19 protein-coding genes are annotated in these 19,052 nt (G+C 64.6%); 4 read left to right on the top strand and 15 right to left on the bottom strand.

Annotation, left to right across the window (positions count from 1 at the left end; genetic code table 11):
• Positions 1-43 precede the first annotated feature (43 nt).
• The 3 genes from KF719_RS06400 to KF719_RS06390 form a co-directional block, all read right to left on the bottom strand.
• Positions 44-781 (bottom strand): cell cycle transcriptional regulator TrcR, encoded by a 738-nt coding sequence (locus tag KF719_RS06400; RefSeq protein ID WP_293507884.1) that lies wholly within the window; start codon positions 779-781, stop codon positions 44-46.
• A 201-nt stretch (positions 782-982) separates the two neighbouring features.
• Positions 983-1,543 carry a lipid-binding SYLF domain-containing protein gene (locus KF719_RS06395; protein ID WP_293507883.1) on the bottom strand — a complete coding sequence of 187 codons (561 nt, stop codon included), beginning with the start codon at positions 1,541-1,543 and terminating at the stop codon, positions 983-985.
• Positions 1,544-1,703: 160 nt separating this feature from the next.
• Entirely contained in the window at positions 1,704-2,702 is a 999-nt protein-coding gene (locus tag KF719_RS06390) for an NAD(P)H-quinone oxidoreductase (RefSeq protein ID WP_293507882.1), read from the bottom strand.
• A 90-nt stretch (positions 2,703-2,792) separates the two neighbouring features.
• Between KF719_RS06390 and KF719_RS06385 the strand changes: the two genes are divergently transcribed.
• A complete protein-coding gene (locus KF719_RS06385; RefSeq protein ID WP_293507881.1) occupies positions 2,793-2,993 on the top strand; it encodes a DUF1192 domain-containing protein in 201 nt (66 codons plus the stop codon).
• Between the two features lie 334 nt (positions 2,994-3,327).
• Entirely contained in the window at positions 3,328-3,918 is a 591-nt protein-coding gene (locus tag KF719_RS06380) for a DUF1465 family protein (protein WP_293507880.1), read from the top strand.
• 71 nt (positions 3,919-3,989) lie between these two features.
• Here the strand turns inward: KF719_RS06380 and rpmE are convergent, their stop codons facing one another.
• Positions 3,990-4,217, bottom strand: a complete 228-nt coding sequence (gene rpmE, locus KF719_RS06375) for a 50S ribosomal protein L31 (RefSeq protein WP_293507879.1) — start codon at positions 4,215-4,217, stop codon at positions 3,990-3,992.
• Between the two features lie 299 nt (positions 4,218-4,516).
• Between rpmE and KF719_RS06370 the strand changes: the two genes are divergently transcribed.
• Complete coding sequence (locus tag KF719_RS06370; RefSeq protein WP_293507878.1) at positions 4,517-6,394, top strand: ABC transporter transmembrane domain-containing protein; 1,878 nt, start codon at positions 4,517-4,519, stop codon at positions 6,392-6,394.
• 14 nt (positions 6,395-6,408) lie between these two features.
• Positions 6,409-7,512, top strand: a complete 1,104-nt coding sequence (locus KF719_RS06365) for an SMP-30/gluconolactonase/LRE family protein (protein ID WP_293507877.1) — start codon at positions 6,409-6,411, stop codon at positions 7,510-7,512.
• Here KF719_RS06365 and KF719_RS06360 read toward each other — a convergent pair whose 3' ends face one another.
• The 11 genes from KF719_RS06360 to tkt form a co-directional block, all read right to left on the bottom strand.
• Positions 7,513-8,535, bottom strand: coding sequence for a peptidoglycan -binding protein (locus tag KF719_RS06360; RefSeq protein WP_293507876.1), 1,023 nt, complete (start codon positions 8,533-8,535; stop codon positions 7,513-7,515).
• Positions 8,536-8,541: 6 nt separating this feature from the next.
• Complete coding sequence (locus tag KF719_RS06355; protein ID WP_293507875.1) at positions 8,542-9,510, bottom strand: flagellar motor protein MotA; 969 nt, start codon at positions 9,508-9,510, stop codon at positions 8,542-8,544.
• Between the two features lie 32 nt (positions 9,511-9,542).
• Complete coding sequence (locus KF719_RS06350; RefSeq protein ID WP_293507874.1) at positions 9,543-9,950, bottom strand: OmpA family protein; 408 nt, start codon at positions 9,948-9,950, stop codon at positions 9,543-9,545.
• Positions 9,951-10,087: 137 nt separating this feature from the next.
• Complete coding sequence (locus KF719_RS06345; RefSeq protein ID WP_293507873.1) at positions 10,088-10,891, bottom strand: inositol monophosphatase family protein; 804 nt, start codon at positions 10,889-10,891, stop codon at positions 10,088-10,090.
• 20 nt (positions 10,892-10,911) lie between these two features.
• The gene (gene efp, locus KF719_RS06340; protein WP_293507872.1) at positions 10,912-11,475 is read right to left on the bottom strand and encodes an elongation factor P; all 564 of its coding nucleotides are present in this window, start codon (positions 11,473-11,475) and stop codon (positions 10,912-10,914) included.
• Between the two features lie 147 nt (positions 11,476-11,622).
• Positions 11,623-12,651: a tetratricopeptide repeat protein gene (locus KF719_RS06335; protein WP_293507871.1), complete on the bottom strand. Its 1,029-nt coding sequence runs from the start codon at positions 12,649-12,651 to the stop codon at positions 11,623-11,625.
• Between the two features lie 50 nt (positions 12,652-12,701).
• Complete coding sequence (gene thiE, locus KF719_RS06330; RefSeq protein WP_293507870.1) at positions 12,702-13,373, bottom strand: thiamine phosphate synthase; 672 nt, start codon at positions 13,371-13,373, stop codon at positions 12,702-12,704.
• Between the two features lie 61 nt (positions 13,374-13,434).
• Complete coding sequence (locus tag KF719_RS06325; RefSeq protein WP_293507869.1) at positions 13,435-14,454, bottom strand: class I fructose-bisphosphate aldolase; 1,020 nt, start codon at positions 14,452-14,454, stop codon at positions 13,435-13,437.
• 30 nt (positions 14,455-14,484) lie between these two features.
• Positions 14,485-15,693 carry a phosphoglycerate kinase gene (locus KF719_RS06320; RefSeq protein WP_293507868.1) on the bottom strand — a complete coding sequence of 403 codons (1,209 nt, stop codon included), beginning with the start codon at positions 15,691-15,693 and terminating at the stop codon, positions 14,485-14,487.
• 18 nt (positions 15,694-15,711) lie between these two features.
• On the bottom strand, positions 15,712-16,719 hold the full coding sequence (gene gap, locus KF719_RS06315; RefSeq protein WP_293507867.1) for a type I glyceraldehyde-3-phosphate dehydrogenase: 1,008 nt from the start codon (positions 16,717-16,719) through the stop codon (positions 15,712-15,714).
• Positions 16,720-16,745: 26 nt separating this feature from the next.
• A complete protein-coding gene (gene tkt, locus KF719_RS06310; RefSeq protein ID WP_293507866.1) occupies positions 16,746-18,794 on the bottom strand; it encodes a transketolase in 2,049 nt (682 codons plus the stop codon).
• Positions 18,795-19,052: the final 258 nt, after the last annotated feature.

Genomic DNA, 19,052 nt, shown 5'->3' with positions numbered 1-19,052 from the left:
CGCGCCTTTTCATTTGTGACAGTACAGGGACAACAAGCGGGGATTATTCCTCGCCGTCCTCCTCGATCTTGACGTCTTTCAGCTTCGCGAAAACGCTGTCGGCGTCGTAGCTCTTGCGTTCCTCGTCTTCCGGCTTCTTTTCCGGCGCGGCGATGGTCGCGTGCAGCGGTTCGGCGGGCTGGGGCGCGGTTTCGCTCGCCGGCAGCAGCGTTTCGGTGATGCCGGCCGCCTTGTTGGCCTTCTTGCGTTCGCGCTCGGCCTTGCGCGCGGCTTTCTGCACCGCCGCGTCGAGCTCGATTTGCGTGCAAAGACCGAGGGTTACGGGATCGACCGGCTTGATGTTGGGCGAATTCCAGTGGCTGCGGTCGCGCACGCTCTGGATCGTCGGCTTGGTGGTGCCGACGAGCTTTGCGACCTGCGAGTCCGGCAGTTCCGGGTGGTTGCGCAACAGCCAGGCGATCGCGTCCGGGCGGTCCTGACGGCGCGATACGGGCGTGTAGCGCGGGCCCTTGCGCGTCGGGATCGGCGGGATTTTGTATTTGCTTTCAGCGGTTTGCAGGCGCGCATCCGGGTCCTGCTGGCAGCGCTCGATCTCGGCGCGCGTCAACTGGCCGGAGACCACGGGGTCCATGCCCTTGATCCCCTGCGCCACGTCGCCATCCGCGATGCCCTTCACTTCGAGCACATGCAGGCCGCAGAAGTCGGCCACCTGGTCGAAAGTCAGCGCGGTGTTTTCGACAAGCCAGACGGCCGTCGCCTTGGGCATAAGGGGCTGAATCATGTTGCTTCCTCTGGTTCACCCGGCGAGCCCGCCGGATAAACCGCTTTTCCTGTCCATCGAAGAGTTGGATTAAGGCCGTTATATAGGGCGAAAAAGCGGTCAATGAAAGCGGAATGATGGGGCGTTCGCGATTTGTGAAGCGCACCGAAAAAAGGCCGGAACCCTCGGGATTCCGGCCTTTTTCAATGGCGGGCGCGGTGTTTAGCGCTTGATTTCGGTGATCTTCGTGCCCTCGATGCTGACGCCGGCCATCAGGCCCTTCTGGTCGAAGATGAAGGCATAGGCGTCTTCCTTCAGCGTCGAGGTCGAGAGGTTCTTGGCGGCGCCTTCGTCAACCACGACGACCGTCGGGCCGACGCCGATCTCCCAACCAGCCGTCTCCTTCAGATAGTCGACGGCCTTGTCGTTCATCAGGAAAACCGCATAGCCATAGGATTGCGCGCCCGCCTGCAGGCCCCAGGAGCCGGTCACGGAATTGTAGTAGCGCTGCATCGCGCCGCCTTCGTTGAGGACGCCCTCGCCATAGGCACCGCCGAAAACGAGGCCCGCCTTGACGATATTGGGGAAGACGAGGATCGCCTGCGCCTGTTCGCCGATTTCCTTCGCGACCGCATTGGTCTCGTAGAGCTTCTCGAGAGCATGCGCGGCCTCCTTGTTCAAGTCCTCGGCTGTCGCCGCATGAGCGCCTTGAAATGCGCCAAGCGAAACCGATGTCGCCGCGGCGAAGGCGGCGGCAAGCATGAATCTTTTGAAGTTCTTCATCGGTATTCTCCTTTGCGTCATGGAAGATCCGGCCTTGCGACCGTGTGCGGCATCGCGCGAGCGGCGACATCCGCGGGCCGGACCTTCGGGGAGGCTTATGACGATTTAGAGGAGAGACTGTGATGATTTCGGGCGCGAATGAGGCCGCGCGGAATATGGCTCAAACGGTGAGGATTATCTTGCCGATATGGCTGCTCTTTTCCATAAGGGCATGCGCTTTCGCGGCGTCGGCCAGCGGAAAGACCGTGTCTATCAAGGGTTTTATGCGCCCCGCCTCGATCAGCGGCCAGACCTTTTCGCGCAAGGCGCGGGCGAGCGCCGCCTTTTCCTCGATGCTCCGTGGACGGAGTGTCGAGCCCGTCAGCATCAGCCGTTTCAGCATCACGGGCAGGAAGTTCACCTCCGCCGTCGGCCCGTTCAGGAAGGCGATCGAGACGATGCGCCCGTCCGTGGCGGCCGCCTGGATGTTGCGGGGAATATAGTCGCCGCCCACCATGTCGAGGATCACATCGGCGCCGCGGTCGCCGGTCAGCCGTTTCGTCTCGGCGACGAAATCGGCGTCGCGGTAGTTGATTGCCGCGTCGGCGCCGAGCTTCAGGCAGGCCGCGCATTTTTCGGCCGAGCCCGCCGTCGCGATGACCTTCGCGCCGAAAATGCTTGCAAGCTGGATCGCCGTCGTGCCGATGCCGCTCGAGCCGCCATGCACCAGCAAGGTCTCGCCGGCCTTCAGGTTTCCGCGCCCGAAGACATTGGTCCAGACGGTGAAGAAGGTTTCGGGCAGCGCCGCCGCTTCCGTCATCGACAGTCCCCGTGGCACAGGCAGGGCATGCGCTTCATGCGCAAGGCAGTATTCGGCATAGCCGCCGCCCCCCACCAGCGCGCAGACCTTGTCGCCCGCTTTCCACATCGTCACGCCCGGACCCGTGGCCACGACCTTGCCCGCGACTTCGAGCCCCGGCGTTTCCGGCGCGCCGGGCGGCGGCGGATAAAGGCCCATGCGCTGGATCGTGTCCGGGCGGTTGACGCCGGCACCCTCGACCTTGATCAGGATTTCGCCATGTCCGGGGTCGGGAAGCGGAATCCTTCGGCTTTCCAGCACGTCCGGGCCTCCGGGCTCGCGGATTGCGATGGCCGTCATGGTTTCGGGCAGGTTCGACAAGGGCGGTCCTCCGGCGGGCGGGATCGGCTTGCAGGTCTAGCCGGACCTCCCCAAACTGGCAACCGGCAGCGACGAGGAAGGCGAGGCGTTATGGACAGGGACGATCTGGAGCCGCGCAAGCGGCGCGACGAAGCGCTGGCGGCGCTCGCGAAAGAGGATTTGAGCCTGCTCGGGATCGAGGAGCTGGAAGAACGAATCACCGCGCTCGAGGGTGAGATTGCGCGGATTCGGGATCAACTCGTTAAGAAGCGCGGATCGCTGTCGGCGGCCGAAGCATTGTTCAAAAAATAGACACCCTCAGTTAACACATTAAAAATGCAGCACTTTTAGTTGTGCCGGCACAGTGTTCGGCGCTTCTCGACTTCACGGACAGCGCGGCAAATTGCCACAAGATTAACTTCCTGTTAGGAATGATGTCGCTAGGGTGACCTTGCGTAATCCAGTTCTCTGGATTTCTGAGTGGCTCCTATCCACTCTGTTTGACGCCTCCCTGTTAGAACTTGAGCCGCGGGCTTTCCCGCGGCTCTTTTTTGTCCGGATCGGGCCTGTCCCGTTCCGATGGCACGGATATTGATCCTTCAGACCCTGAATGTCCCGCAATGGGGCGGTATCAGGGGTTTGAGGGATGAGTGTTCACGAGATCACGGGCGGCGACGAAATCGGCTTTGCCGAAGCCGAATGCGTCACCTTGAGCGAGTTCATGGCGTCGGGGCTCTTCCAGCGCACCTATGGCGAGGGCATGCGGCTGGTCGAGGAAACCTCGGCCTATCTCGATGGCGCCGGCCGCGAGGCCGCCAAGGCGCTGCCGCGCGAGGCCTCGCTCGCTTATGCGGGCGAGAGCATGCGTCTCACGACGCGGCTGATGCAGGTCGCCTCATGGCTGCTGGTGCGCAAGGCCGTGCATGAGGGCGAGATGACGGCCGAAGAGGCCAATTCCGAGAAATACCGGCTCGCCACCAAGGAAATCGCCCGTCAGCCGCGCTTTGCCGGCGCCGATGTGCTGCCGCAGCGCCTATTGGAACTGATCGAGCGTTCCGAGCGCCTCTATGCGCGGGTCGAGCGGCTCGATGCGCGGCTCCGCGAGCCTGTCGCCGGTCCGGCGCGCAATCATCCGCTGGCCGAACAGATGCAGCGCGTCGAGGCATTCTACCGCGAGAGCCTTTCCGCCGATTTCCCGCGGCCCCAGTTCGGCCGCCGCAAGAAGCGGCCGGAATAGGGTTTGCCCGGTATCGCAACAAAAAAGCCCCGCAAATGCGGGGCTTTTTCATATTCGATGGTCCCGTCGGCTTAGCTGTTGCCGCCGATGAAGCCGAACTTCTTCTTGAAGCGGCTGACGCGACCGCCGCGATCGAGGATCTGCTGGCCGCCGCCGGTCCAGGCCGGGTGCGTCGTCGGGTCGATGTCGAGCACCAGCGTGGCGCCCTCCGAACCATAGGTCGAGCGCGTCTGGAAGGTGGTGCCATCGTTCATCGTCACGGTGATGAAGTGATAGTCCGGATGGGTCTCTTTCTTCATGGCTCTCGGCCTTCCCGAATTGAAAACGGCGCGCTCCGGGCGCTTCCCGGCGGAAGCGCCGCGCTGCCGGAATTGAGGGGCTTATAGCGAACGGGCGGGGTCCATGCAAGCCGAGATGCGGGACGCATTTTGGACCCGAAAATCAAGGCTTTGCGCGTTCATGCCGCGGTGGCCGGGCGGCACCGGCATTGCGGCGGCGGGGCGGGCGTTGCTATACCGGGCGCTGAACTTATCCACGGGGTGATCCCGAGCGGCTAGTGTGGCCGGTCCCGCAAAACGAGAAGAACCGGCGCCAACGCATGAGCGACACATCGAACCCGGTCGTCGAGGCCATTGAGGAAGAAGCGCAGCGGCGCCGGCCGGCCAAGCGTGTCCGCCCGATCCTGCGGCTCCTGCCGTTTCTCGCGGTCTATCGCGGCATGGTGGCGCTCGCCGTTCTGGCGCTCGTGCTGGCGACGCTGGCGACGCTGGCCATTCCGATGGCCGGCGGACGTCTGGTCGATCTCCTCAACAATGCCGACAATGGCGCGACGGCGGCCTTCATCGACCGCTATTTCCTGGCGCTGATCGCAGTTGCGCTGGTGCTCGGCGTTGCGAGCGCCGCGCGGTTCTATTTCGTCAGCTGGCTCGGCGAACGTGTGGTCGCCGATCTCCGGCAGGCCGTCTACGCGCATGTGCTGAAACTGTCGCCGGCGTTTTTCGAGCTGACGCGCACCGGCGAAGTGCTGTCGCGGCTCACCGCCGACACGACGCTGATCAAGACGGTCGTCGGTTCCTCGGCATCCATTGCATTGCGCAACCTCTTCCTCTTCGTCGGCGCGGCGTCGATGATGGTTTTCACCAGTCCGCGTCTTTCAAGCCTGGTGCTTTTCGCCATCCCGATGATCGTGCTGCCGCTGGTATTTCTCGGCCGCTGGGTGCGGCGGTTGTCGCGTTCGGCGCAGGACCGGCTGGCGGATACGAGCGCGTTCGGCACCGAAAGCCTCAACGCGATCCAGACCGTGCAGGCCTTCACGCATGAGGAGCACGACCGGAAGCAGTTTTTCGACACGGTCGAGCGATCGTTCGACACCGCGCGGGCGCGCATCGTCGCCCGTTCGGTGCTGACGGCACTGATCTTCTTTCTCGGGCTCTCGAGTGTCGTCGGCGTGATCTGGTTCGGCATGAAGGACGTCATTGCCGGCGAGATGACGGGCGGTTCGCTGGCGCAGTTCATTCTCTACGCCTTGTTCGCATCCGGCGCGCTCGCCGCGCTTTCGGAAATCTGGGGCGACATGCAGATGGCGGCCGGCGCCACCGAGCGGCTGATGGAACTACTCGATGTCGAACCGCAGATCGCCGCGCCCGCCGCGCCGCTTGCATTGCCGGCGCCGTCGCGCGGCGAGCTCCGTTTCGAGAACATCACCTTTGCCTATCCGGCACGGCCGGGCATTTCGGCGCTTCGCGGGTTCTCGCTCAATGTCGATCCCGGCGAGACGGTGGCGCTGGTCGGACCGTCGGGCGCGGGCAAGAGCACGGTCTTCCAGCTCTTGCTGCGCTTCTACGATCCGCAATCGGGCCGCATCGCGCTTGACGGCGTCGATGTGCGCGACGCCGATCCGCGCGACGTCCGGGCGCGCATCGCGGTGGTGCCGCAGGAGACCGTGATCTTCGGAACGACGATTGCCGAGAACATCCGCTATGGACGGCCGGATGCGGGCCGCGCCGAAATCGAGGCGGCGGCGCGGGCCGCCCGTATCGACGATTTCATCGCCCGGCTGCCGGACGGCTATGACACGCAGGTCGGCGAGCGTGGCGTGACGCTTTCGGGCGGTCAGCGCCAACGTCTTGCGATTGCACGTGCGATCCTGCGCGATGCGCCGGTGCTGCTTCTTGACGAAGCGACCAGCGCGCTCGACGCCGAGAGCGAAGCGGCGGTCCAGCAGGCGCTCGAAGGGCTGATGCGCGGCCGCACGACGCTCGTCATCGCGCATCGGCTGGCCACCGTGCTCAAGGCTGACCGCATTATCGTCATGGAGGAGGGGCGTGTCGTCGCGTCCGGTACACATGACGAATTGCTGCGGCAGGGCGGGCTTTACGCGCGGCTGGCGCGACTGCAATTTACCGGCGATCTTGCGGGCGAGCCGTCCGGGCCGTTGCCCGGTACGATCAGCGCGGCCGCCGGACGCGTACAATAAATCGGGGGAACGTCATGTCGAAGCGTTGGCAAATCGTTGGTTATGTCGCGTTGGCTCTTGTCATTGTCGTCAGCGTCGTCGCCTGGCGTTTTCTGGCGGCGGCCGGCTATTTCACGGGTATCCGGCAGGAAATCGCCGCCGATTGCCGCGCCATCCCGGCGGTGCCGGGGCCGGAAGACATCGTCATCGACCACGAACGCGGTATTGCCTATGTGTCGGCCTATGACCGGCGGGCGGTGCAGGCCGGCGCTCCCGGCGCCGATGCCATTCGCGGCGGCATCTATGCGATCGACCTCAATGCGCCTCAGGCCGAATGGGCGCTCTATCCGGTGACGCCGGCGACGCCTGCCGATTTCCGACCGCACGGCATCGACCTTTATATCGGGGCGGACGGTGCGCGGCGTCTTTTCGCGGTCAATCATCCCGCGTCGGGGACCGAAACGGTCGAGATTTTCGACATTGCCGAAGGCGGTACGCTTGCGTACGCAAAAAGCGTCACCGATCCGCTGTTCGTTTCGCTCAACGATGTCGTGGCCGTCGGACCGGACAGCTTCTACGCCACCAACGACCATGCGTCGAAGAACGGGCTGCACCAGCTTTTCAGCAATGTCCTGCTGCTTCGCAACACCAATGTCGTCTATCACGACGGCGCGGCGGCGCGCATTGCCGCCGAAAGGTTCGTCTATGCCAATGGCATCAATGTCAGCGCCGACGGGGCCCGTGTCTATGTCGCGGATGTGATGGGCATGAGCCTGCATGTTTTCGCGCGCGACGCGGCGACGGGCGACCTTCGGGGCATCGACATGGCGCGGCTCGGCACGGGCATCGACAATATCGACGTGCAACCGGACGGTTCGCTGCTGATCGGTGCGCATCCGAACATCATCGACTTCATCGCCCATGCCGGCGACCCGGCCTCGCTGTCGCCGAGCCAGGTCGTGCGCGTCGAGCCCGGCGAGAATGGCGGCGGCAAGGCCGGCACCATCTATCTCAATCTCGGCACCGAGATATCCGGCATCAGTGTTGCCGCCGGTTATGGCGACGTCATGCTGCTGGGGCAGGTTTTCGAGCCCGAAGTGCTGGTCTGTTCGCAATCGACCGAGATGAAGGCCTGGTGATCAACGCTCGGTGAGCTTGAATTCGATGCGGCGGTTGCGCGTGTTGTCGGCCGCCGTGCGTCTCGCCACCAGCGGGTGATGCTCGCCGAATCCCGCCGCCACCAGGTTTCGCGCCGGAACGCCTTGCGCGACGAGGTAGTCCACGACAGCAATGGCGCGGGCGCTCGACAGATACCAGTTCGACGGGAATTGCGGCGTCGCGATCGGGTTGGCGTCGGTGTGGCCGTCGACGCGCAGGACCCAGGGGATGTCGTCGGGGATCTCGGCGGCGATTTCGCGCACCGCGACGGCGATCTTGTCGAGTTGTTCCCGCCCCGAAGGGTTGATGTCAGCCGACCCCGAGGCGAAGAAGATTTCCGACTGCATCGCAAAGCGGTCGCCGACGATTTCGATGTCGGTGCGGTCGCCCAGAATGGTCCGCAATCGACCGAAGAATTCCGAACGGTAGCGCGCCAGCTCCTGAACCTTTTGTGCCAGCGCCGCATTGAGACGGCGGCCGAGATCGGCGATCTGGGCCTGCGATTCCCGGTCGCGTTGCTCGGACGCTTCCAGTGCCGCCTCGAGCGTCGCAAGCTGGCGGCGCAGCGCGGCGATCTGCTGGTTCAGCAGCTCGACCTGCGCCAGCGCTTCGTTCGACACGCGCTGTTCGTCGGCGAGGCGGCTTTCAAGTTCGGCGACGCGCCCGCCGGCGCCGGCCGCGTCCTCGGCCATGGCGGCCAGGCGTTCGCTTTCCGCGCTGGCGGTTGCCAGTGAATCCTGCAGCGACAGGATCGTGACTTCGAGATCGGCCTTTTCGCGCCGCTCCAGCGCCAGCTGGTTCACCAATTCGGCGATCTGGCTGCGCAAATTGTCCAGTGCCGAATCCTTGTCGCTGACCAGCAGCCCGAGGAAGAACTGGGTGATCATGAAAACCGTCAGCAGGAAAATCAACACCAGCAGCAGGCTCGACATGGCGTCGACGAAGCCCGGCCAGTAATCGCCGGTGGGCGCGCGGCCGCGAATGCGTTTGCTGGCGAGGGCCATGCTCTGTCAACCCCGTCCGTCGAGGCGGCGCGCCAGTTCTTCGAGCACTGGCCGCAACGCTTCCTGATTTTGCGCCAGTTGCCGGACCAGTTGCTGCTCGCCGCGCAACTGCTCGGTCAGCGCGGTGATCTGGCCCGCCAGCGCCATCAACGAAGCGTTGGCGCCTTCGCTACCGCCGCCGGCCAGTGCCTGTTCGATGTTGCGCAGGCGCCGCGCCGTTTCACCCAGCATCGAGGGGGCATTGGGGTCGGTCTCGGCCAAACTTGTGACCGTCGAGAGCCATTCCTCAAGCTCGTTGTAGAAGCGGTTTTGCGCCTGGCCCGCCTGCAAATCGAGAAAACCGAGCACCAGCGAGCCTGCAAGGCCGAATAGCGAGGAGGAGAAGGCGGTGCCCATACCGCGCAGCGGACCGTCGAGCCCGGCTTTCAGGTTCGAAAAGACGGTCGCGGCCTCCGCCGTTTCGACGTTGAGGCTCTGGATCGTGCCGGCGACGGACGAAACTGTGATCAGGAGGCCCCAGAAGGTGCCGAGCAGGCCAAGGAAGATCAGCAACCCGATGACGTAGCGCGAGATTTCGCGCTGTTCGTCGAGGCGGGAGCCGAGCGAATCGAGAATCGAACGCATCGACATCGCGTTGAGCTGCATGCGGCCTTTGCGGTCGCCAAGCATGGTGGCCATCGGCGCCAGCAGGCGCGGTGCCGGCGGAATGGTGAGGCCCGGATCGGCGCGGCGAAATTCGTTCACCCAGCGCACTTCGGGATTGATGCTCAGCACTTGGCGAAACGCATAAAGGATGCCGATGACGAGGACGCCGATGATCAGCCCGTTCAGCCCCGGATTGGCCATGAAGGCGGTTTCGATCTGGGGGAAAAGGATCGCCGCAACGAAGCAGACCAGCACGATGAAGAGCAGCATTCGCGTGACATAGGGGTGCGGGCGCGACAGCGCGATGCCGTCCTTGTGTTCCTTCGCCATGCGTCGTCAATCCCTTTTCATGTTCGGATGGGTCAGCCGCCGGACAATACAATGTCGACGCGGTCCTGCGGACCGCTGTCTGATGTTCCGCCAAGTGCGCGGACGCGAATCCGGTCGCCGACAACGCCTTCGCCGACCAGCTTTTGCATCACCGCTACGGCGCGGCGGAGCGAAAGTTTGCGGGCCGTCGAGGAGGTGTCATGGGGCGGGCCGGCATAGGCCTTGATCAGCAGGCGGCTGCTTTGCCGCCGGATGTCCGTCGCGAAAGCGGCGATTTCGTCGTGGGCGGCGGGGCTCAGCGCGGATTCATTGGGCGCGAAGGCGACGCGCAGCAGCGCCGTTTCGGGGAAGGGCAAGGGTCCCTCGGCGGCCACGGCCGGCAGAGCGCTCGCAAGGAGGAGGGCGATTGCCGCTAGGCCGGTCCTGCTACGCGATATCATGCGGTCATCCGTGGGCGGGGCGTGGGCGAGCATGAGCGTCGAAACTCTCGCGGCCCAGTCTAGGCGCGTTCGCGCCATGCGAACAGACCTTGGCGGATGAGGCGTAGAGAGGAATTCGGGCGGAAATACGGCTCGTATCAGGCCGGCTTGTGCGCTTTTTTCAGCACATCGGCGAGCTGGCGGTGGAGCGTTTCGTTCCCCGCAATGATACCGCCCGAGTCGAGCATGGTGTCGCGGCCGTTGAGATCGGTGACGAAACCGCCGGCTTCGCGCACGAGGATGATGCCGGCGGCGACATCCCAGGCGGCGAGGTTTGCTTCCCAATAGGCGTCGAGACGTCCGGCGGCGACCCAGGCGAGATCGAGTGCCGCCGACCCCATGCGGCGCACGCCCGCCACCTCGTTCATCACAACGCCGAGCTCGGCCGTGAAGCGCTGATGGCCGGGCCGGCCGATATGCGGAATGCCGGTTCCGACGACGGCTTGCGCCAGTTCGCGGCGCACTGCGACGCGGATGCGGCGGTCGTTGAGAAACGCACCCTGGCCTTTTTCGGCGATGAACATTTCATCCGAGATCGGGTTGTAGACGAGCCCGGCGACGATCTGGCCTTCGCGCTCCAGCGCGATCGAGATCGAAAACATCGGAATGCCATGCAGAAAATTCGTCGTGCCGTCGAGCGGATCGATGATCCAGCGATGTGACTTGTCGGCGCCTTCGACGACGCCGCCTTCCTCCATCAGGAAGCCGTAGCCGGGCCGCGCCTTGGACAGCTCCTGGAAGATGACTTTCTCGGCCTTCCGGTCGGCGGCGGTAACGAAATTCGCCGGGCCCTTCAGCGAGACCTGCAGATTTTCCACCTCACCGAAGTCACGCTGCAGGCCACGCGCCGCCTTGCGGGCGGCGGCGACCATGACGGCCATCGAAGGGGTGTGACGGGACATGAGTTTTACCGGCTCAGGGATCAATCGGCGCGGCGCAGATAGGTGACTTCGTTCGTGTCGACCACGATGCGCTCGCCGGTGGTGATGAAGGGCGGCACCATCACGCGGACTCCGTTTTCAAGCAGGGCGGGCTTGTAGGAGCTTGCTGCCGTCTGGCCTTTCACCGTCGGTTCGGTTTCGGTGATTTCCAGCACCACCTGGTCGGGAAGCGAAATGCCGAGCGCCTTGCCCTCGTGACTTTCGACGGTCACTTTCATGCCGTCCTGCAGGAAGGCTGCGCGTTCGCCGACCCAGTCCTTCGCGAGTTCGATCTGCTCGTAGCTTTCATTGTCCATGAAAGTCAGCATTCCGTCGTTCTCGTAGAGATACTGGTAGTCCTTCTGTTCGAGCCGCACGCGTTCGACCGTTTCGGCGGAGCGGAAGCGCTCGTTCAGCTTGCGTCCATCGACGAGGTTCTTCAGCTCGACCTGCGCGAAGGCGCCGCCCTTGCCGGGCTTCACATGCTGGACCTTGACCGCGGCCCAGAGGCCGCCTTCGTGCTCGATGACGTTGCCGGGGCGGATTTCGTTGCCGTTGATCTTCATGGGATGCTCGAATTCGGGGATTGCTGAAGCTGGAAAAGGGTGTCGGGGCCTGCCGGTGAGGCTCGACCGGCGTTCTGATAACACCATGCGCCGGCAATGGACAGGGCCTTTCGGCCGAAAGGCGTGTGCTGGCCGGACGTATGGCGTTCAGTTCGCTGCTGCGCCGCCCCCGGCCGCACTGTCCCATTTCGCGAGCTGTTCCTCGACCTGGGCGGTGATTTCGGGGGTGATTTCGGGCTCGATCGAGTTCCGAAGCGTCGCGTCCTCGTATCCGCCGCGCTCGGCGAGCGTCAGCCAGAGCAGGGCGGCGGCGACGTCGCGCGCGACGCCCTGACCCAGAAAATAGAGGCGGGCGAGCCGGTCCTGCGCCAGCGGTTCGCCGCGCATGGCCGCCTCGGTGAACCACCTCGCGGCCGTCGTGTCGTTGCGTTCGACGCCCTCGCCGCCGAGATAGGCGAAGGCCAGCGCCGTTTGTGCTTCCGGCAGGCCGCCTTCTGCGGCGACTGTAAAGCGCCGGGCCGCCTCGGCCGGGTTTTTCGACAGGCCCACGCCGTCCTGCAGCATCAGGCCGAGCTGATAGCTGGCCTCGGGCTGGCCCTGATCGGCCGCCAGCTGGAAATAGCGGGCTGCTTCGCCGAGATTCTGCGGCTTGCCCCGGCCGGCGGCAAAGAGTGTCCCGAGATAGTATTGCGCGTCGGCGTGGCCGGTTTTTGCGGCACTTTCGAAGAGCGATGCCGCCATACCGATGTCGCGCGGCCCGCCATGGCCGGTCGTGTACATCATGCCAAGTTCGGTGGTGGCGCCGGCATGGCCCTGATCGGCTGCTTTCTGGAAGAGCTTGCGCGCCGCTTCGGGCGTGGCACCGTCGATGCGGCCATATTCCATCAGCATGGCGAGGGCGTATTGGGCGCTGGCGTCGCCTTGATCAGCCGCCATGCGAAACCACTTGGCGGCTTCGTTGCCGTCGGGGGCGACACCTTCGCCGTTGTTGTAGATCGAGCCGAGCATCAGTTGCGCGGCGATGTCGCCTTTTTCGGCGAGCGGCAGGGCAAGGAGCCGCGCTTCTCCGTAGCGCTCTTCCCGATAGGCTGCCATCGCCGGCGCCATTGCGTCGGAACCCGGCTTTGCCTGAGCGGCGCGCGGTGAGGGCGCGTTCTGCGCGGACGCTTCAGGCATTGCGGCCCATGCCGATGCGATGGCCAAACTCAACGCAACAACTAGATGCCTCATCGGAACTTGCTTTCCTCGGCCAGAATTCGATCAAAGGCACGCATGGCGGCGGCCGGCCCCTCGGCATGGGCCCAGACGCCTGACGACACGGCCAGAAAATCCGCCCCGGCGCGTACCAGAACCGCGGCATTTTGCACCGTGATGCCGCCGATCGCCACGCAGGGCACCACGAAAGTTTCCGACCACCAGGTCAGGATTTCGGGTTCGGCCCTACTTATAGGGGTTTTTGTGTCAGTTTCGTAAAAGGCGCCGAAAGCCACATAGTCCGCACCGGCCTCGCCCGCTTCCATCGCCAGGTGGCGCGAGGCATGGCAGGTGACGCCAACGATCCGATCGGCGCCGACGATTTTCCGGGCTTCGGTATAGCTCGTATCCGTCTGGCCCACATGGACACCGTCGGCGCCGAGCTCCGCCGCGAGGTCGGGCCGATCGTTGATGATGAAGGCGACGTCGCGCGCATGGGCGAGCGGCATCAAGGCCTCGGTCGCGCGGCGGATGTCGTCGTCGGCGGGCGGCGTGTCGTTTTCGCCTTTCAGCCGGAGTTGCAGGCTCGCGACATCGCCCGCGTCGAGCGCGGCCTTCAGTGTGTCGGCGAAGGCGCGCGGCTCAAAACGCGGCGGCGTGATGAGATAGAGGCGGCAGGGCGTTTCGGCATTCGGCTCGGTCATGGGCGGGTTTGTAGCGCGAAGCGGGGCTTCGTGCACGTCCCCTTCATGAGCTGCGTCCGGTTCAGGCCGCCTTTTCGAGTGCCGCTTTCCAGGTGCCGAGTGTGGCGAGGCCGTTCATCTTTGCGCGGTGCAGGAAGGCCCTCTGGCCGGCGGGCACGTTCTGCGCCTCGCCGCCCCATGCCTTCAGCGGCGCGGCCTGAAGCGCGCGGCCATAGGAGAAGGACATTTTCCAAGGGAAGCCGCCGATCGCGTTCATCGCATTGAGATGCGCGGTCGCATCCTCGTCCGACTGGCCGCCGGACAGGAAGACGATGCCGGGGATTGCCGCCGGAACCGTGCGCCTGAAGCAGGCGATGGTCTTTTCGGCGACTTCCTCGACACTGGCCTGCTTGCCGCATTTCTTGCCGGCGATCACCATGTTGGGCTTCAGCACCGTACCCTCAAGACGAACGCGATGGGCCGCGAGGCGGTCGAAGAGGATGCGCAGCGTCTCTTCGGTAACCTCGAAGCAGCGGTCGACATCGTGGCCGCCATCCATCAGTACTTCGGGCTCGACGATGGGGACGATCTTCGCCTGCTGGCAAAGCGCCGCGTAGCGCGCCAGCGCCTCGGCATTGGCTTCGAGGCAGGTGCGCGTCGGGATGCCCGGCGCAATGTCGATGACGGCGCGCCATTTCGCGAAGCGCGCGCCGAGGTCGTAGTATTCCGCCAGTCGCTCGCCGAGACCGTCGAGGCCTTCGGTGATCTTCTCGCCGGGGAAGCCGGGCATGTCCTTGGCGCCGGTATCGACCTTGATGCCGGGGATCGAGCCCGCCTTTTTGATCAGGTCGACCAGCGGCGCACCGTCTTTCGCCTTCTGGCGGATCGTCTCGTCGTAGAGGATCACGCCCGAAATGTAATTCTTCATCGCCTCTTCGGTGCGGAACAGCATTTCGCGGTAGTCGCGGCGGCTGTCGGCCGTCGATTCCACATTGATGCTGTCGAAGCGCTTCTTGATCGTGCCCGAACTTTCGTCCGCGGCGAGAATGCCTTTGCCCGGCGCGACCATGGCCTCGGCAATCGATTCAAGGGTCTCAGTCATTTCATCGTTCTCCCGGTCTCGCCTTTCGGCTCAGGTTTTCGCGAGCGCCGCGACGCCCGGCAGTTCCACGCCTTCCATCCATTCGAGGAAGGCGCCGCCCGCGGCGGATACATAGGTAAAATCTTCGGCCGCGCCCGCTTCGTTGAGCGCTGCCACCGTGTCGCCACCGCCGGCGACCGACACAAGTTCGCCCTGTTTGCTGCGCATCGCGACGAGGCGCGCGGCCTCGACGGTGCCGCGGTCGAAGGGCGGGATTTCGAAAGCGCCGAGCGGCCCGTTCCAGACCACCGTCTTCGCCGTTTCGAAGCGGCCAGCCAGATGTTTCAGCGTGTCGGGCCCGACATCGAGGATCATCATGTCCTCCGGCACCGCATCGGCCGAAACCGTGTGTGCCGTGGCGCCGGCCTTGAATTCGGCGGCGACGACGACGTCGGAGGGCAGAACGACATCGCATTTCGCGGCGCGCGCGCTTTCGAGAATTTCGCGGGCGGTGTCGAGCAGATCGGGTTCGCAGAGCGATTTGCCGATCTTCTTGCCCTGCGCGGCCAGGAAGGTGTTGGCCATGCCGCCGCCGATGACCAGGGCGTCGACCTTTTTGACGAGGTTGGCGAGCAGCGCGATTTTCGTGGAGATTTTTGCGCCGCCGACAACCGCTACCACAGGCCGTTTCGGCGTGCCGAGCGCGGCCTCAAGCGCCGTCAGTTCGGCTTCCATCGCGCGGCCCGCATAGGACGGCAGGAAGCGGGTGATGCCTTCGGTCGAGCCGTGCGCGCGATGGGCGCAGGAAAAGGCGTCGTTGACATAGACGTCGCCGTTTTTTGCCAGCGCGGCGGCGAAATCCGGATCGTTCTTTTCCTCGCCGGCATGGAAACGCGTGTTTTCGAGCACCAGAATGCTGCCCGGCGCGAGGGCCTCGATGGCGCGCTGGGCTACTTCGCCGATGCAGTCATCGGCGAAGGCGACCGTTCCGCCGGTGAAGGCCGAAAGGGCCTCGGCGACAGGCTTCAGCGAATATTTGGCGTCCGGCTTGCCTTTGGGGCGGCCGAAATGCGACAGCACGACAACCTTTGCACCGCGACCGGCGAGTTCGGTCAGGGTCGGCGCCACGCGTTCGAGCCGCGTGGCGTCGCCCACTTTTCCGTCCTGCATCGGCACGTTGAGATCGGCGCGGACCAGCACCCGACGGCCCTTGATGTCGGCCGTTGCGAAAAGATCGTCGAGCGTTTTGTGACCGGCCATCTGGCGTTCAGGCTCCGATCAGAGAAGCTTGCCCATCGCGACGGCGGTGTCGCCCATGCGGTTGGAGAAGCCCCACTCGTTGTCGTACCAGGCGAGCACCCGCACCAGCTTGCCGTCGATGACCTGTGTCTGGGTCAGGTCGAACGTCGAGGAGGCCGGGTTGTGATTGAAGTCGATCGAGACGTTCGGCTCGTTGGTGGTCGCCAGAATGCCCTTCAGCGGGCCCTTCGAGGCGGCAATGATGGCGGCGTTCACTTCTTCGGCCGTCACTTTCTTCTTCGCCGTGAAGACGAGGTCGATCACCGAGACGTTCGGTGTCGGCACGCGGATCGAGGTGCCGTCGAGCTTGCCCTTCAGTTCCGGCAGAACAAGGCCGACGGCCTTGGCCGCACCGGTCGAGGTCGGGATCATCGAGACGGCGGCGGCGCGCGCACGGCGCGGATCCTTGTGCAGCGTGTCGACGGTGTTCTGGTCGCCCGTATAGGCGTGGATCGTCGTCATGTAGCCCTGTTCGATGCCGCAGGACTTGTGCAGCACCTGCGCCACCGGCGCGAGGCAGTTGGTGGTGCAGGAGGCGTTGGAGACGATCTTGTGCGACTTCTTCAGGTCCTTGTGATTGACGCCGTAGACAACTGTCAGGTCGGCTTCTTCGCCGGGCGCCGAAATCAACACCTTCTTCGCGCCGGCCTTCAGATGGGCGGCCGCCTTGTCGCGGGCCGTGAAGAGGCCGGTGCATTCGAGCGCGATGTCGACGCCGAGTTCCTTCCACGGCAGCTTTGCCGGGTCGCGTTCGGCAATCACCTTGATCGGCCCGCGGCCCAGATCCATCGACGATTTCGTCGTCTTGATCTTGCCGGGGAAGGGGCCGTGGACGCTGTCGTATTTCAGCAGCAGCGCGTTGGCGTCGACAGAACCCAGATCGTTGATCGCGACGACCTCGATGTCCTTGCGGCCCGATTCCGCGATGGCGCGCAGCACCAGCCGCCCGATCCGCCCGAATCCATTAATCGCAACGCGCACAGCCATTTTGTTCTCCCGAGCCTTGTGTTGTCTTACGAAATTTCCGCCAGCCGCGCTTTGGCCGCGGCCACGGCCGCCTCGGCGGTGATGTTGAAGTGCTTGTAGAGATCGGGCGCCGGCGCCGAGGCGCCGAAACCTTCCATGCCGATGAAGTCGCCATCGGCGCCGATATAGCGGTCCCAGCCATAGCGGACCGCCGCTTCGATCGCGATTTTCACGGTGCCTTCGCCGAGCATACCGGCGCGGAATTCGCGCGACTGTTGTTCGAAGAGCTCAAGGCAGGGCATCGAGACGACGCGCGCCGGAATGCCGTCTTTTTCGAGTTGCGCCTGTGCCGCCATGGCGATCTCGACTTCGGAGCCCGTCGCCAGCAGCGAGATTTTCGCCTTGGCCGAGGCCGGCGAGAGTTCGTAGGCGCCGCGTCCGCAAAGGTTCTTGTCCGAATTCTCGAGGCGGACGGCCGGGAGGTTCTGGCGCGTCAGGGCCAGCACCGAGGGCGTGTCCTTTGCCTCAAGCGCAAGCTGCCAGCATTCGAGCGTCTCGACGGCGTCGGCCGGGCGGAAGACCAGCAGGTTCGGTATCGCGCGCAGGCTCGCCAGATGCTCGACCGGCTGGTGCGTGGGGCCGTCCTCGCCAAGTCCGATCGAGTCATGCGTCATCACATAGACGACGCGCTGGCCCATCAGCGCCGACAGGCGGATTGCCGGACGGCAGTAGTCGGTGAAAACGAGGAACGTGCCGGAATAGGGGATCAGGCCCTTGTGCAGCGCGATGCCGTTCATCGCGGCGGCCATGCCGTGTTCGCGAATGCCGTAATGGATGAAGGAGCCCGAGAAGTCCTCCGCCGTCACGACCTTCTGCTCTTTCGAGCGTGTGTTGTTGGAGCCGGTCAGGTCGGCCGAACCGCCGATCGTTTCCGGCAGCACGGCGTTGATGACGTTCAGCGCTTCCTCGGAGGATTTGCGCGTTGCCCATTTCGGTTTCTCGGCGACAAGCTTTTCCTTGAACGCGGCAATCGCCTTGCCGAGTTCGGCCGGCAGGTCGCCGGCGAGGCGGCGTTCGAATTCGGTGCGGGCAGGCGCGTCCAGTGCGGCCAGCCGGTCTTCCCAGGCCTTGCGCGCCTTGACGTTGCGCAGCCCGGCAATGCGCCACGCGTCCAGCGTTTCGCTCGGCACGACGAAAGGTTCGGCCGACCAGCCAAGCGTGGTGCGCGCCAGCGCGATTTCGTCGGGGCCGAGCGGCGAGCCATGCGCGGACGACTTGCCCTGCTTGTTGGGCGCGCCATAGCCGATCACCGTGCGGCAGGCGATCAGTGTCGGGCGGTCGGATTTGCGGGCCTTTTCGATGGCGGCGGCGATCTCGTCGGGGTTGTGGCCGTCGATGCGGGTGGCGTTCCAGCCGGCGGCTTCGAAGCGCTTCAGCGCGTCGCCCGATTCCGAAAGCGACAACGCGCCGTCGATGGTGATGCCGTTGTCGTCGTAGAGGACGATCAGCTTCGACAGTTTCAGGTGGCCGGCAAGGCCGATCGCCTCGTGGCTGACGCCTTCCATCAGGTCGCCGTCGGAGGCCAGCACGTAAGTGTAGTGATCGACGATCTTGTCGCTGAAACGGGCGGCTTGCAGGCGTTCGGCCAGCGCCATGCCGACCGCCGTCGCGATGCCCTGACCGAGCGGGCCTGTGGTGGTTTCAACGCCCGCCGCGTGGCCGTATTCCGGGTGGCCGGCGGTGATGCTTCCGAGCTGCCGGAAATTGCGGATTTGCTCGATCGTCATGTCTTCATAGCCGAGCAGGTAGTTGACGGCGTAAAGCAGCATCGAACCGTGGCCTGCCGAAAGCACGAAGCGGTCGCGGTCGGGCCAGTGGGGCGCGCGCGGGTCGATTTTCAGGAAACGGGTGAAGAGGACCGTTGCGATGTCGGCCGTCCCCATCGGCATGCCGGGGTGACCGCAATTGGCCTGCTGCACCGCATCCATCGCCAGCGCCCGAATGGCATTGGCGAGATTGTGATGGGAAGCCGCCGGCGCTTTTCCGGCTGAGGCTTCCACCGTCGCGGCGAGGGCGGATTTTTCGGTTGGTGTCATGTGTCACTCTGTAGCCCAGGCGGGCCTGAGCGGGCATGGAGGTCGCGGGCGTCAAGAAACCGCAGATTTGGCTCGGATCGGGCCCTCCCGAGAGCGGCGCCACAATGACCACGGGACCCGGTTGAGTCAATGCCGGAATGGCCGTCCGGGCGCCTGCATTCGGGCATATCGGCCTGCGATTTCGCAGGGCGGCTGCGTTCTTATTCGCGGGGCCGCCGTTGACCTTGTTTCCCCGCCCCGCCTATCTTGGGCCGCGAG

The sequence above is a fragment of the Parvibaculum sp. genome (assembly GCF_019635935.1).
In the GTDB taxonomy this organism is placed as follows: domain Bacteria; phylum Pseudomonadota; class Alphaproteobacteria; order Parvibaculales; family Parvibaculaceae; genus Parvibaculum.
Note: the sequence above shows the minus strand (reverse complement) of the source record. Positions and strands in the feature narration are given on the sequence as shown.

Excerpts from the sequence above, each read along its gene's own strand:
- KF719_RS06360 (WP_293507876.1), bottom strand. The coding sequence starts at position 8,535 with ATGGCCCTCGCCAGCAAACGCATTCGCGGCCGCGCGCCCACCGGCGAT.
- KF719_RS06365 (WP_293507877.1), top strand. The coding sequence starts at position 6,409 with ATGTCGAAGCGTTGGCAAATCGTTGGTTATGTCGCGTTGGCTCTTGTC.
- thiE (WP_293507870.1), bottom strand. The coding sequence starts at position 13,373 with ATGACCGAGCCGAATGCCGAAACGCCCTGCCGCCTCTATCTCATCACG.
- gap (WP_293507867.1), bottom strand. The coding sequence starts at position 16,719 with ATGGCTGTGCGCGTTGCGATTAATGGATTCGGGCGGATCGGGCGGCTG.
- KF719_RS06385 (WP_293507881.1), top strand. The coding sequence starts at position 2,793 with ATGGACAGGGACGATCTGGAGCCGCGCAAGCGGCGCGACGAAGCGCTG.
- tkt (WP_293507866.1), bottom strand. The coding sequence starts at position 18,794 with ATGACACCAACCGAAAAATCCGCCCTCGCCGCGACGGTGGAAGCCTCA.
- KF719_RS06395 (WP_293507883.1), bottom strand. The coding sequence starts at position 1,543 with ATGAAGAACTTCAAAAGATTCATGCTTGCCGCCGCCTTCGCCGCGGCG.
- KF719_RS06325 (WP_293507869.1), bottom strand. The coding sequence starts at position 14,454 with ATGACTGAGACCCTTGAATCGATTGCCGAGGCCATGGTCGCGCCGGGC.
- rpmE (WP_293507879.1), bottom strand. The coding sequence starts at position 4,217 with ATGAAGAAAGAGACCCATCCGGACTATCACTTCATCACCGTGACGATG.
- efp (WP_293507872.1), bottom strand. The coding sequence starts at position 11,475 with ATGAAGATCAACGGCAACGAAATCCGCCCCGGCAACGTCATCGAGCAC.
- KF719_RS06380 (WP_293507880.1), top strand. The coding sequence starts at position 3,328 with ATGAGTGTTCACGAGATCACGGGCGGCGACGAAATCGGCTTTGCCGAA.
- KF719_RS06355 (WP_293507875.1), bottom strand. The coding sequence starts at position 9,510 with ATGGCGAAGGAACACAAGGACGGCATCGCGCTGTCGCGCCCGCACCCC.
- KF719_RS06370 (WP_293507878.1), top strand. The coding sequence starts at position 4,517 with ATGAGCGACACATCGAACCCGGTCGTCGAGGCCATTGAGGAAGAAGCG.
- KF719_RS06400 (WP_293507884.1), bottom strand. The coding sequence starts at position 781 with ATGATTCAGCCCCTTATGCCCAAGGCGACGGCCGTCTGGCTTGTCGAA.
- KF719_RS06350 (WP_293507874.1), bottom strand. The coding sequence starts at position 9,950 with ATGATATCGCGTAGCAGGACCGGCCTAGCGGCAATCGCCCTCCTCCTT.
- KF719_RS06345 (WP_293507873.1), bottom strand. The coding sequence starts at position 10,891 with ATGTCCCGTCACACCCCTTCGATGGCCGTCATGGTCGCCGCCGCCCGC.
- KF719_RS06320 (WP_293507868.1), bottom strand. The coding sequence starts at position 15,693 with ATGGCCGGTCACAAAACGCTCGACGATCTTTTCGCAACGGCCGACATC.
- KF719_RS06335 (WP_293507871.1), bottom strand. The coding sequence starts at position 12,651 with ATGCCTGAAGCGTCCGCGCAGAACGCGCCCTCACCGCGCGCCGCTCAG.